Origin of the sequence: Enterococcus sp. AZ103 (assembly GCF_051714685.1) — a bacterium.
GTDB classification, from domain to species: Bacteria; Bacillota; Bacilli; order Lactobacillales; family Enterococcaceae; genus Enterococcus_A; species Enterococcus_A alishanensis.
The window spans coordinates 2303401-2317379 of sequence record NZ_JBIOSI010000001.1 but is presented as its reverse complement, the minus strand read 5'-3'; the positions used below and the strand labels follow the sequence as shown (position 1 = coordinate 2317379).

Below are 13979 nucleotides of genomic sequence, written 5' to 3'. Positions count from 1 at the left end.
GTTATTTTATTAAATAATATAAATATTGTTAGGTGAGGCTCCTATATGGACATAAGCTACTGCCGCAAAGGAATCGAGAGACTCCGAGTTGGTCTAACAGATGCCATCGTGAAGGTGACGTTTAACGTAGCTGACAAATTTTGTCTACGCCCTATAGTGCTAAAGCTCAACGATGACATGATTGAGGTTATTTCCGCATGCTCGTTGTTGAGTGTGCGTTTTTTTGTGTCTGACAATGAAAGGTGGTGAGGAAGATGGATCTTGACGAACATCCGAGTAAGAGAATAAGAAATTGGAGGAATTATTATGATGAGCAAGAAAAATCTCCTTGCCAAAAATATCAGCAAGGACCAAGAACTAAAAAAATTAGCACAATTAACTGATCGGGATTTATTTTTAAACTTAAGGACTTCTGAAAAAGGTTTGTCAAATCAAGATGCAAAAACGCGTTTGGAAGAATATGGGCCCAACGAAGTATCTGCACAAAAACCGACGCCTGCTTGGTTATTGTTTTTACAAGCCTTTAACGATCCTTTTGTTTATGTTTTAGCATTATTAGTGATTGTTTCAATTGCCACTAAAGATTTTCAAGCGGCAATTGTAATGGTTATTATGATTTTAGCGAGTGTTTTAATCACTTTTATTCAAGAATACCGTTCCCAAAAAGCCAGTATTGAATTAAAAGAATTGATTGAAAATACCTCTGCCATTACAAGAAATGGCGAAACAGCGGAAATACCAATGGATGAAATTGTTCCTGGAGATATCCTAACTTTAGCAACTGGTGATATGATTCCTGCTGATGCAGTTTTGATTTGGACCAAAGATTTGTTCGTTAATCAATCTTCGTTAACCGGTGAATCAATGCCGATTGAAAAATTTGTTAATAGTGACCACAACAAAATAAGTGAGGAAACTGCCCTAGATTTATCAAATTTAGTTTTTATGGGAACAGATGTCTTGAGTGGTCAAGGCAAAGCTATTATTTTAAAAACCGGGCAACAAACATTTTTTGGAGACATTGCTAAAAATGCAACAGCCAAACGTGGGAAGACAAGTTTTGACATTGGTTTGACGAAAGTTAGTAAATTGCTATTACGCATGATTATGGTTTTATTCCCTTTAGTTTTACTAATTAATGGTGTTACTAAAGGAGACTGGAGCAGTGCCTTCTTCTTTGCAATTGCCGTAGCAGTTGGTTTAACGCCAGAAATGCTTCCAATGATTGTTAGTTCAAATCTGGCCAAAGGTGCTTTGACATTGTCTAAACAAAAAGTGATTGTGAAAGAACTAGCTGCGATTCAAAATTTAGGTGGCATGGATATTTTGTGTACTGATAAAACCGGTACGATTACAGAAGATCGTGTGGTATTAGTTGAACACTTGAATCCTTTAGGGGAAGAAAATCGCCAAGTTTTAGATCTAACTTTTTTAAACTCAACTTATCAAACTGGTTGGAAAAACTTAATGGATATTGCAGTGATTAATTACTATGAAGAACAAAAACAGCAATTACCTTATCAAACAGTCCAAAAAATCGATGAAATACCCTTTGATTTTTCACGTCGTCGTTTGACAGTTGTGATTAAAGCAGATGATCATCAATTAATGATCACAAAAGGTGCGGTTGAAGAGATGGCGACTGTCTGCGATAAGGTAGAGATTAATGGAGAAATCTTACCCTTAACTGATGAATTAAAAGAAAAATTGCAAGAAGTAAACCAAAAAATGAATCGTCAAGGTATGCGAGTAATCACGGTGGCAATCAAAAAAGATGTCCATAGCGATGCAATTTATAGTAGCAGTGATGAAAAAAATATGACTTTAATCGGTTTTATGGGATTTTTAGACCCAGCAAAAGAATCTGCCAAGACTGCAATTGATTCTTTGCATCAACATGGAGTAAACGTCAAAGTTTTAACAGGTGACAATGAAATAGTAGCCCAAAAAGTTTGTAATGACGTAGGTATTGATGCCAGTAAATATGTTTTAGGTACTGAGGTTGACCGAATGAGTGATCAAGAATTACAGATTGCTGGTGATACAACTAATTTATTTGCAAAATTAAATCCAATGCAAAAAGCCCGGATTATTGAAAATTTACAAACAAAAGGCCACACGGTTGGCTTTATGGGAGACGGAATTAATGATGCACCAGCTTTAAGAAAAGCCGATGTGGGGATATCGGTTGATACAGCTGCTGATATTACTAAAGATGCCAGCTCGATTATTTTGTTGGAAAAAAGCTTAACCGTTTTAGAAAGCGGTGTGTTAGAAGGCCGGCGAGTATTTAGTAATATGATGAAATATATTAAAATTACGATTAGTTCAAATTTTGGGAATGTCTTTTCAATTTTAGTTGCCAGTGCTTTTTTACCATTTTTACCAATGTTATCCATGCAACTTTTATTACAAAATTTAATTTATGACATTGCTCAGCTAACAATTCCTTGGGATAACGTGGATGAAGAGGAATTAGTTAAACCAACAAAATGGGAAACAAAAGGTTTGTTGAAATTTACGGTTTGTATTGGTCCAATCAGTTCGATTTTTGACATCTTAACTTTTGTCTTAATGTGGTATGTTTTTGGCGCAAATACAATAGGAAATCAAAATCTATTTCAAACAGGTTGGTTTGTTGTAGGTTTAACGACGCAAGCCTTAGTAGTTTTAATGGTAAGAACTAGAAAAATTCCATTTATTCAAAGTCGTCCGGCACCACAAGTTTTGGCTAGTCTACTGGCTGCAGTAGTGGTTGGTATTATTATTGTGATTACGCCAATAAGAGCGCAATTTGATTTTGTAGCATTACCTAATGCCTATTGGGTATGGTATTTCTTAATTGTTGTTGGCTATTTAATTGCAGTGCAGATTGGGAAAAAAATATATATCAAAATTGCTGGTGAATGGGTTTGAAATTATAACAGAGTGACTTTTATAGTTGCTCTGTTTCTTTTTTTATATAAAATATATTTTCACAAGTAAATTTTTTCACAATTAAAAATTGTAATTTTTAAATTGTTAGATCACGAGTTGATTTATGACTGGCAATCATAGCGAAAGAAAGAGGTTTCAGTCTCTTGTTAGTTTTCTTTGTTAAACCACTTTAGTTTGGTCAATTTTTCACAAAAAAATAAGAAATTTCTAGCTAAAACTTTTATGATAGCGTTGCATATTGTTTGTCTTCTCATGTTAAAAATGATACTTTAATGGTGAAGCTGAGAAATCAGTAGTACAGATTCAGTTCCTGTTTTATCAGTGACTGAGAAAAAGAGAGGAAAGTGTGACAACATGGCAGAAAAAAAGAAAACGATCGACTTTAAAGCGTTATTAGCCGATATTAATGCTGATTTCCCTGTTTATCAAGCAATTGATGAAGATGGAAAAGTAGTAAACGAAGCATTGATCCCAGATTTATCAGATGAGGAATTGGTCGAATTAATGACTAAAATGGTTTGGTCACGGGTGTTAGATCAGCGTTCAACTGCATTGAATCGTCAAGGTCGTTTAGGATTTTACGCGCCAACTGCTGGCCAAGAAGCTAGCCAACTAGCTAGTCAATTTGCATTTGAAAAAGAAGATGTTTTATTACCAGGTTATCGTGATGTGCCTCAATTGGTTCAACATGGTTTACCTTTAGCAGAAGCATTCTTATGGTCGCGCGGTCATGTTGCCGGAAATCATTATGCTGACGACTTACAAGCATTACCACCACAAATTATTATTGGAGCGCAATATGTCCAAGCAGCTGGTGTAGCATTAGGTCTTAAGAAACGTAATAAGAAAAATGTTGCCTTCACATATACTGGTGACGGCGGTTCATCTCAAGGGGACTTCTATGAAGCGATTAACTTTGCTGGAGCCTACCATGCCAATGCCGTTTTTTACATTCAAAACAATGGCTTCGCAATTTCAACTCCGCGAGAACAACAATCTGCGGCAGCTACTTTAGCTCAAAAAGCTGTTGCTGCTGGAATCCCAGGTATCCAAGTTGATGGTATGGATCCATTGGCTGTTTATTATGTATCAAAGATGGCTCGTGAATGGGCAGCAAATGGCAACGGTCCAGTTTTAATTGAAACTTTGACTTACCGTTATGGTCCTCATACTTTATCAGGTGATGATCCAACTCGTTACCGTTCTAAAGAAATGGATGACGAATGGCAAAAGAAAGATCCATTGGTTCGTTTCCGAAATTATTTAACGGAAAAAGGTCTATGGTCTGAAGAAAAAGAAGAAGCAATCATTGAACAAACAAAAGAAGAAATCAAGGAAGCAATTTCTGAAGCTGATCGTGTACCTAAACAAAAAGTTTCAGACTTCTTAAAAAATATGTATGAAGTACAACCGCAAAGTATTAAAGAACAAATTGAATTCTATGAAGCGAAGGAGTCGAAATAATCATGGCCCAAAAAACAATGATTCAAGCCATCACTGATGCTCTTGATTTAATGCTAGAAAAAGACGAAAATGTATTAGTTTTCGGTGAAGATGTTGGTAAAAACGGTGGTGTATTCCGTGCGACTGAAGGATTACAAGCAAAACATGGTGAAGAACGCGTTTTTGATACACCTTTAGCTGAGTCAGGAATTGGTGGTTTAGCGTTTGGTTTGGCTTTAGAAGGCTTTCGCGCTGTTCCAGAAATTCAATTCTTTGGTTTCGTTTTTGAAACGATGGATGAAGTAGTAGGTCAAATGGCTCGCACTCGTTACCGTATGGGTGGTACACGTCATTTACCAGTCACTATTCGTTCACCTTTTGGTGGTGGTGTGCATACACCTGAACTTCACTCTGATAATTTAGAAGGCTTGATGGCTCAATCTCCCGGTTTGCGAGTAGTTATCCCATCAAATCCATATGATGCAAAAGGATTATTGATTTCTTCAATTCGTAACAATGATCCAGTTGTTTATCTAGAACATATGAAATTGTATCGTTCGTTCCGTGAAGAAGTGCCAGAAGGAATTTATGAAGTACCTTTAGATAAAGCTGCTGTAACTCGTGAAGGTAGTGATGTTTCAATTATTACTTATGGCGCAATGGTTCGTGAAGCGATAAAAGCAGCCGATAATTTAGCAAAAGAAAATATCAACGTTGAAATTATTGATCTTAGAACAGTTGCTCCTCTAGATGTTGAAACAATTATCAAATCAGTTGAAAAAACTGGCCGAGTGGTTGTTGTACAAGAAGCACAAAAACAAGCCGGTGTCGGTGCACAAGTAGTTTCTGAAATTTCTGAAAGAGCTGTATTATCCCTAGAAGCTCCGATTGGACGTGTTTCTGCCCCAGATACAATTTTCCCATTTGGTCAAGCGGAAGGTATCTGGTTACCAAATGCTAGCGATATTGAAGCAAAAGTAAAAGAAATCGTAGAATTTTAATTAAAGGAGCGAGATAAGCATGGCTTTTCAATTTAAACTGCCTGATATTGGCGAGGGAATCGCAGAAGGCGAAATCGTTAAATGGTTTGTAAAACCAGGTGACACAATTAATGAAGATGATACTTTGTTAGAAGTTCAAAATGATAAATCAGTTGAAGAAATTCCATCACCAGTGACAGGCACGGTGAAAAATATTTTAGTTTCAGAAGGAACAGTGGCTAATGTAGGCGATGTTCTAGTTGAAATCGACGCACCTGGTCACGAAGAGAACGAAGGTGATAGCGGGGTTGCTGCTACAGAACAAACACCAGAAAGTCCTGCAGCTGGACCGGTAGTAGAATCAGGTTCAAGTTCATCTGGCGGCGGCGTTTTCCAATTTAAATTACCAGATATCGGCGAAGGTATTGCTGAAGGCGAAATCGTTAAGTGGTTTGTCAAAGCCGGCGATACAATTAACGAAGATGATACTTTATTAGAAGTACAAAATGATAAATCAGTTGAAGAAATTCCGTCTCCAGTTACTGGAACGGTTAAAAATGTCATCGTACCTGAAGGAACAGTGGCAAATGTAGGCGATGTTTTAGTCGAAATCGATGCACCAGGTCATAACGATAGTGCATCAGCAGCGCCAGCCGCAGCTGAAACTCCGGCAGCTCCTGTTGCAGCAGAAGCACCAAAATCAACTGGTGTTGTTGCAGCAAGTGACCCAAATAAAAATGTTTTGGCAATGCCATCAGTTCGTCAATATGCCCGCGAAAAAGATGTAGATATCACAGCTGTTGCGGCAACTGGTAAAAATGGTCGTACAACAAAAGCTGATATTGATGCCTTCCTAGCAGGTGGAAATGCAGCGCCAGTAGCAAATACACCAACTCCAGCTACTGAATCAACACCAACTGGTACTACTCCTGCACAACCAAGTGCACCAGCAGCGCCAGCGAAACCGTTCGTTTCAAATATGGGCGAAGCAGAAACAAGAGAAAAAATGACACCAACTCGTAAAGCAATTGCTAAGGCGATGGTGAATAGCAAACATACTGCACCACATGTTACTTTGCATGATGATGTAGAAGTATCTAAACTTTGGGATCACCGTAAGAAATTTAAACAAGTCGCTTTAGACAATGGTACAAAATTAACTTTCTTACCTTATGTGGTGAAAGCTTTAACTGCAACAGTTAAAAAATTCCCAATCTTGAATGCGTCAATTGATGATGCAGCGCAAGAAATTGTTTACAAAAATTATTATAATATCGGCATAGCTACCGATACTGATCATGGTTTATATGTACCAAACGTAAAAAATGCTGATACAAAAGGGATGTTCCAAATTGCTGATGAAATCAACAATAAAGCTGCTGAAGCAATTGAAGGTAAATTAGCTGCAGAAGATATGCGCAATGGAACAATTACTATTTCAAATATCGGTTCAGTTGGTGGTGGTTGGTTCACACCAGTTATCAATTATCCTGAAGTTGCGATTTTAGGTGTTGGAACGATTACACAAGAACCGATTGTAAATGCTGATGGTGAATTAGCTGTCGGTCGCGTGATGAAATTGTCATTAAGTTTTGACCACCGAATCGTCGATGGCGCTACTGCTCAAAAAGCCATGAACAATATTAAACGTCTATTGGCTGACCCAGAATTACTTTTAATGGAAGGATGATAGAAACATGGTAGTTGGAGATTTTGCCATTGAATTAGACACAGTTGTAATTGGTTCAGGACCTGGAGGATATGTTGCTGCAATTCGTGCAGCAGAAATGGGTCAAACCGTTGCAATTATTGAACGAGAATTTATCGGCGGCGTTTGTTTAAACGTCGGCTGTATCCCATCAAAAGCGTTAATTTCTGCTGGACATCATTATCAAGATTCATTAGATTCTAGTTTGTTTGGTGTAACTAGTGAAAATGTAAAATTAGATTTTGCAAAAACACAAGATTGGAAAGAAAATGGTGTCGTTAACAAATTAACGACAGGTGTTAAATTCTTACTGAAAAAACACAAAGTTGAAATCATTGAAGGGGAAGCTTTCTTTGTTGATGATCATACTTTGCGAGTGATTCATCCCGATTCTGCGCAAACTTATTCGTTTAACAATGCGATTGTTGCGACTGGTTCACGTCCAATTGAGATTCCAGGATTTAAATTTGGCGGTAGAATTTTAGATTCAACTGGTGGATTGAATTTGCCAGAAGTACCGAAGAAATTCATCATCATCGGTGGCGGTGTTATCGGTGCTGAACTAGGTGGTGCATATGCAAACCTTGGTGCTGAAGTAACAATCCTTGAAGGAACACCTCAAATTTTACCAACTTATGAAAAAGATATGGTGAAATTGGTAGAAGATGATTTTGCCAAAAAAGGGGTAAAAGTTATTACCTCTGCAATGGCTCGTGAAGCTATTGATAATGGCGATAGCGTTAGTGTTCGTTATGAAGTAGACGGTAAAGAAGAAACGATCGAAGCAGACTACGTAATGGTGACTGTTGGACGTCGTGCCAATACAAATGATATGGGCTTAGAACAAGCAGGTGTTGAGATTGCTGATCGTGGCTTGATTGAAGTCGATAATCAAGGACGTACAAATGTACCTAATATTTATGCTATTGGTGATATTACACCAGGAGCAGCTTTAGCTCACAAAGCAAGTTATGAAGCTAAAATTGTTGCAGAGGCAATTTCTGGTAAAAAAGTAGCGATTGATTATAAAGCTATGCCAGCTGTTGCATTTACTGATCCAGAACTTGCTTCTGTTGGATTAACAATTAAAGAAGCGAAAGCTGCCGGTATTGAAGCTAAAAGCTATAAATTCCCATTTTCTGGTAACGGTCGTGCATTATCGTTAGCTAAAACTGAAGGATTTATCCGTTTAGTTACGACAGTCGAAGATAATGTGATTGTCGGCGCACAAATTGCTGGTGTAGGTGCAAGTGACATGGTTTCGGAATTAGCCTTAGCGATAGAATCAGGCATGAATGCTGAAGATATTGCTTTAACAATTCATCCTCATCCTTCTTTAGGAGAAATTACCATGGATGCTGCTGAACTTGCTCTAGGTTTACCAATCCATATTTAATTTTTAATCAGTGAAAAGTCGGGTGGAGACACTCGACTTTTTTTTTGATACTGTTAAACTAATTAAGAACGGAGGGAGATCAATGGATAATTATAGCTATCCCTTAGATGATGACTGGAGTACTGAAGAAATGGTGACAGTTGTCCAATTTTTAAATTTAGTTGAAAAAGCATATGAAGAAGGAATCCAAACTGATACGTTTCTAGCTGGCTACAAGGACTTCAAAACTGTTGTAAAAAGTATTGGTGAAGAAAAACGAATCGGTCGAAGCTTTGAACAAACAAGTGGCTATTCTTTGTACCAATCAGTTAAAACAGCTAAAAATACACAACAAAAGCGATTTAAAATGTAGAGGAGAAGTTTTTATGGAAAATGAAATTATTCAGTGGATTTATCAAGCAGCAGAAAAGATTAGGGCGGCTTTAAATGATGAATTAGTAATTGATGAAAAAAATGGACGCACTGACTTAGTGACAAATGTCGATAAAGAAACCCAAGATTTTTTGGTAGATAAAATAAGAGCCTATGATCCTGATGCACATATCTTAGGTGAAGAGAACGATCAAGATCAGACCGATATTTCTAAAGGTCGTGTTTTTGTGATTGATCCGATTGATGGTACGATGAACTTTGTTTTACAAAAAGAGAATTTTTGTATTATGATTGCGGTTTTTGAAGAAGGCATCGGGCAATTAGGATTTATTTATGATGTAATGCGAGATGATTTGTTTTGGGGTGGTCCTAAGCTCGGTAAAGTTTTCCATAACCGAAAAGAATTGCCTAAACCGGCTAATACAAAATTAGCAGATGGACTAATCGGTATGGGCGTATCTCTAGTAACAGGTGAAAATAAATTCCATACGAAAGAAATCGGTCGAGAAGCAATGGGTGTTAGAATCTTAGGCTGTGCGGGCTTAGATTTTATTGCAATCTTAAAAGGCACTCAAAACGGCTACATTAGTCGTTTAAGTCCTTGGGATTACGCGGCTGGAATCGTCATGATGCAACAGTTTGATATGGTGTTTAGTGGGTTCCAGGATCAACCATTAAGCTTTAACGGTCGAGAATTTTTTAAAGGCGGCACACAGGCAGTGATGTCAGAAATAACAGAATATGATATTTAAAACTTAAGTAAAAGATATTTTCTGAAAAAATGAAAATCTTTTACTAACATTTTAACTGCTTATCTGCTATAATCAACAACTGTGCAAGTCTTGTGTTATGAGAAAAGGAGCAAAAAAATTGAAATACAGAAATGATATCCGCAACGTAGCAATTATTGCCCACGTTGACCATGGTAAAACAACCCTAGTTGATGAAATGTTAAAACAATCCGATACTTTAGATAGTCATGTCCGCTTACAAGAACGTGCAATGGATTCTAATGCGTTGGAACAAGAACGCGGCATTACTATTTTAGCTAAAAATACTGCAGTAAACTACCAAGATTATAAAATCAATATTATGGACACACCTGGACACGCGGACTTCGGTGGCGAAGTTGAGCGAATCATGAAAATGGTTGATGGTGTTGTCTTAGTGGTGGATGCTTATGAAGGAACAATGCCTCAAACTCGTTTTGTGTTGAAAAAAGCGTTGGAACAACATTTGATTCCAATCGTAGTAGTAAATAAAATTGACAAACCTTCAGCTCGTCCAGCAGAAGTTGTCGATGAAGTGTTAGAATTATTTATTGAATTAGGCGCAGATGAAGACCAATTAGAATTCCCAGTAATTTATGCTTCTGCTATCAATGGAACATCTAGCTTATCTGATGATCCTGCTGAACAAGAGCATACAATGAAACCTATTTTTGACACAATTGTAGAAAAAATTCCAGCACCCGTTGATAATTCCGATGAACCTTTACAATTCCAAGTATCTTTACTTGATTATAATGATTATGTTGGACGTATCGGAATTGGTCGGATTTTCCGTGGGAAAATTAAAGTCGGCGATCAAGTATCTGTATTGAAACTTGATGGTTCAGTTAAAAACTTCCGTGTAACAAAAATCTTTGGTTTCTTCGGTTTACAACGTTTAGAAGTAGATGAAGCAAAAGCTGGCGATTTAATTGCTGTTTCTGGAATGGAAGATATTTTCGTTGGTGAAACTGTTACACCAGTTGATCAACAAGATGCTTTGCCAATCTTACACATTGATGAACCAACATTACAAATGACATTCTTAGTAAATAATTCTCCTTTTGCTGGTCGTGAAGGTAAATTTGTGACTTCTCGTAAAATTGAAGAACGTCTAATGTCAGAACTTCACACCGATGTTTCATTAAAAGTGGAACAAACGGATTCACCAGATGCTTGGACGGTTTCTGGTCGTGGCGAATTGCATTTGTCAATTTTAATTGAAAACATGCGTCGCGAAGGCTATGAATTACAAGTTTCTCGTCCAGAAGTAATTGAAAAAATGATTGATGGTGTAAAATGCGAACCATTTGAACGGGTTCAAATTGATACGCCTGAAGAATACATGGGTTCAGTTATTGAAGCTTTAGGTCAACGTAAAGCTGAAATGCAAGACATGATTCACTCAGGAAATGGTCAAGTGCGTTTAATTTTCTTAGCTCCAGCTCGTGGATTATTAGGATTTACAACAGAATTCTTATCAATGACACGTGGTTATGGTATTATGTCTCATACGTTCGATCAATATTTACCAATGATTCAAGCTATCATCGGCGGACGTCGTAATGGTGCTCTGGTTTCGGTTGATACTGGTAAAGCGACAACTTATTCAATTATGAGTGTTGAAGAACGTGGAACGGTCTTTGTTGAACCTGGTACAGATGTTTATGAAGGCATGATTGTCGGCGAAAATAGTCGTGACAAAGATTTAGGTGTAAATATTATTAAAGCAAAACAAATGACTAACGTACGATCTGCTAACAAAGATCAAACATCAGTAATTAAACGTCCAAAAATTCTTACTTTAGAAGAATCATTAGAATTTTTAGGCGATGATGAATATTGTGAAGTAACTCCTGAAAGCATTCGTTTGAGAAAACAAATTTTAAACAAAGCTGAACGGGAAAAAGCCGCTAAAAAGAAAAAGAATCTTGAAGCTGTTTAATATGCAAATGTTGAAAACCAAAATCTTTGAGATTTTGGTTTTTTTGTGAAATTATTTATTATTAGAGAATGTGAAGAAATCATGAAAACTATTTGAATAATTATCGTTTAAATATTATCCTTTACCTGTAAGCGTTTCAAAAATTTAAAGAAAGTAGGATGTTTATGAAAAAAAGTAAACTATTTAAAAGTCTCTTTACTTTTTCAGCAGTTTTTGGATTTGGGATTGCTGGTCTCTCTCAAATAAGTGAAGGAGCTGAGGTTCCAGTCCAGATGTTGGGTATCAATGACTTTCACGGAGCATTAAGCACTACAGGAAGTTATTATGGTCCTAATGGAGAAAAAGTTAGTGGTGCGGGAACAGCATCTCTTTTAGCAGGATATTTTAATGAAGCTACTGCCCAAGATGCTGCAGTTTATCGCGTACAAGCTGGCGACATGGTTGGAGCCAGCCCAGCTAACTCAGGTTTGCTACAAGACCAACCCACGATGCGGATATTAAATCAAATGAAATTTGATGTGGGTACTTTAGGAAATCATGAATTTGATGAAGGTTTAGCAGAATTTAATCGTATCTTATTAGGAAATCCTCCGGGAAAAGATGATCATTTTTACGATATCGTTAGTGAATATAATACCGAGATTGGTCAAGAAGCGTTGAAAGGAAATTTTGATTTAACCATTGCTAATGTAAAAGATAAAATGACAGGAGCTAACCCATTTGGCTGGCAAGACTATGTGATTGAAGAAAAGCAAGTTGGCGGAGAAACAGTAAAAGTTGGTTTTATTGGTGTAGTAACGACTGAAATTCCTAATTTAGTATTGGCTGCTCATCATAAAGATTATAATTTTACTGATCCGGCGGAAGCAATCGTCAATAGTTCTAAAAAATTACGTGATCAGGGCGTCAATGCGATTGTTGTATTAGGACACACTCCTTCAATTCAAGATGGAAATACAGCAACTGGTGAAACTGCTAATATTATTAACACAGTTAATCAATTAGATCCAACTAATAGTGTTGATGCCTACTTTGCAGGTCATAACCATGTGTACACAAACGGTGTGGTCGGTAAAACTCGTGTGGTTCAATCAACATCACAAGGCAAAGGTTTTATTAATTTAAATGGGACTTATGATACTGAAAAAATGGATTTTGTTGCTACACCGGATGCCGAAGTAAAAGCGGTAGCTCCTGGTGGTGCAACTGCTGATGTTGAAGTTCAAAAAATTGTGGATGATGCTTCTGAAAGAGTAAAAGCGGTAACTGATACATCTATTGGTAAAGCAAACAGCGGAGATGACATTTCCCGAACGGTGAATGAATTTGGTGAATCAGCAGTTGGTAATTTAATTACCGATGGTCAGGTTTATATGGCTAAAAAAGCTAATATTGATGCTGATTTTGCTTTAACAAATAATGGTGGAATTCGTGACGATTTAAAAGTTCAAGATGATGGCACAATTACTTGGGGAGCCGCACAAGCCGTTCAACCTTTTGGTAATATTATGCAAGTGGTTGAAATGACCGGTGCGCAAATCAGAACAGTGTTAAATCAACAAACTTTTAGCTATAACAAAGAAACGCAGCAATATTCTGGCTACTTCTTGCAAGGTTCTGGTTTGAAATATACTTTCTCAGACAACCAAGATGCAGCAACAAAAACTGAATATCCTTATGTGGTTAATAATCTAACCAAAACAGATGGGACACCAATTGAAGATAATACAACTTACAAATTAATTATCAATGATTTCTTATATGGTGGTGGTGATGGATTTACAGAATTTACCAATGCAAAATTAATTAGCGCAATTGATCCTGATACTGAAACTTTCATTGGTTATATTGAAGATTTGACAGCAAACGGGCAAACTATCGCTGCTGCCATTGAAGGAAGAAAAACTTACGGAGATTTGCAAAATCAAGACGTTTATCGTGTTTATAATCCAAATTCTGGCGAACATTTTTACACTCTTAGTGAAGGCGAGAAAAATGGTCTAGTTCAAGCTGGCTGGACTGATGAAGGTACTGGTTGGCAAGCGCCGCAACAAGGAGACGAAGTTTATCGCGTTTATAATCCAAATGCTGGTGATCATCATTACACTAAAGATGCTGGTGAAAGAGATTATTTAGTTAAACAAGGCTGGGTTAATGAAGGTGTAAGTTTCCGATCTGGTGGACAAAAATCAATTTATCGTTTGTACAATAAAAATGCTGTTGCTGGAGCCCATCATTATACTTTAAGCCAAGCAGAAAATGATTGGTTAGTAACTGCTGGTTGGAAAGCAGAAGGTATTGGTTTTAACGGATATTAAGAGTAAGGAGCTGATTTTTTATCAGCTCTTTTTTTTTATAGTAAAAGCAAAATTTTCATTAATAACTATAACTAATGTTTCATATTTGAGATTGTTTCACAATTAAAAAC

9 protein-coding genes and 1 riboswitch are annotated in these 13979 nt (G+C 37.0%); all 9 genes read left to right on the top strand.

Features of this window, described 5'->3' with window-relative positions; translation table 11 throughout:
* The first annotated feature begins 17 nt into the window (after window positions 1-17).
* Window positions 18-184: riboswitch (M-box (ykoK) riboswitch) on the top strand.
* 125 nt (window positions 185-309) lie between these two features.
* The 9 genes from mgtA (at window position 310) to ID741_RS11570 (ending at window position 13869) form a co-directional block, all read left to right on the top strand.
* Window positions 310-2916: a magnesium-translocating P-type ATPase gene (gene mgtA, locus ID741_RS11610; RefSeq protein ID WP_438720466.1), complete on the top strand. Its 2607-nt coding sequence runs from the start codon at window positions 310-312 to the stop codon at window positions 2914-2916.
* A gap of 375 nt (window positions 2917-3291) precedes the next feature.
* Window positions 3292-4401, top strand: coding sequence for a pyruvate dehydrogenase (acetyl-transferring) E1 component subunit alpha (pdhA, locus tag ID741_RS11605; protein ID WP_218325332.1), 1110 nt, complete (start codon window positions 3292-3294; stop codon window positions 4399-4401).
* 2 nt (window positions 4402-4403) lie between these two features.
* On the top strand, window positions 4404-5381 hold the full coding sequence (locus ID741_RS11600) for an alpha-ketoacid dehydrogenase subunit beta (RefSeq protein WP_218325331.1): 978 nt from the start codon (window positions 4404-4406) through the stop codon (window positions 5379-5381).
* 19 nt (window positions 5382-5400) lie between these two features.
* On the top strand, window positions 5401-7050 hold the full coding sequence (locus tag ID741_RS11595) for a dihydrolipoyllysine-residue acetyltransferase (RefSeq protein WP_438720072.1): 1650 nt from the start codon (window positions 5401-5403) through the stop codon (window positions 7048-7050).
* Window positions 7051-7057: 7 nt separating this feature from the next.
* Window positions 7058-8464: a dihydrolipoyl dehydrogenase gene (gene lpdA / locus ID741_RS11590; protein WP_438720071.1), complete on the top strand. Its 1407-nt coding sequence runs from the start codon at window positions 7058-7060 to the stop codon at window positions 8462-8464.
* Between the two features lie 82 nt (window positions 8465-8546).
* Window positions 8547-8816 (top strand): UPF0223 family protein, encoded by a 270-nt coding sequence (locus tag ID741_RS11585; RefSeq protein ID WP_218325328.1) that lies wholly within the window; start codon window positions 8547-8549, stop codon window positions 8814-8816.
* Between the two features lie 13 nt (window positions 8817-8829).
* Window positions 8830-9588 carry an inositol monophosphatase family protein gene (locus ID741_RS11580; protein WP_438720070.1) on the top strand — a complete coding sequence of 253 codons (759 nt, stop codon included), beginning with the start codon at window positions 8830-8832 and terminating at the stop codon, window positions 9586-9588.
* A 118-nt stretch (window positions 9589-9706) separates the two neighbouring features.
* On the top strand, window positions 9707-11551 hold the full coding sequence (gene typA / locus ID741_RS11575) for a translational GTPase TypA (protein ID WP_218325326.1): 1845 nt from the start codon (window positions 9707-9709) through the stop codon (window positions 11549-11551).
* Window positions 11552-11715: 164 nt separating this feature from the next.
* Window positions 11716-13869, top strand: coding sequence for a 5'-nucleotidase C-terminal domain-containing protein (locus tag ID741_RS11570; RefSeq protein ID WP_438720069.1), 2154 nt, complete (start codon window positions 11716-11718; stop codon window positions 13867-13869).
* Window positions 13870-13979: the final 110 nt, after the last annotated feature.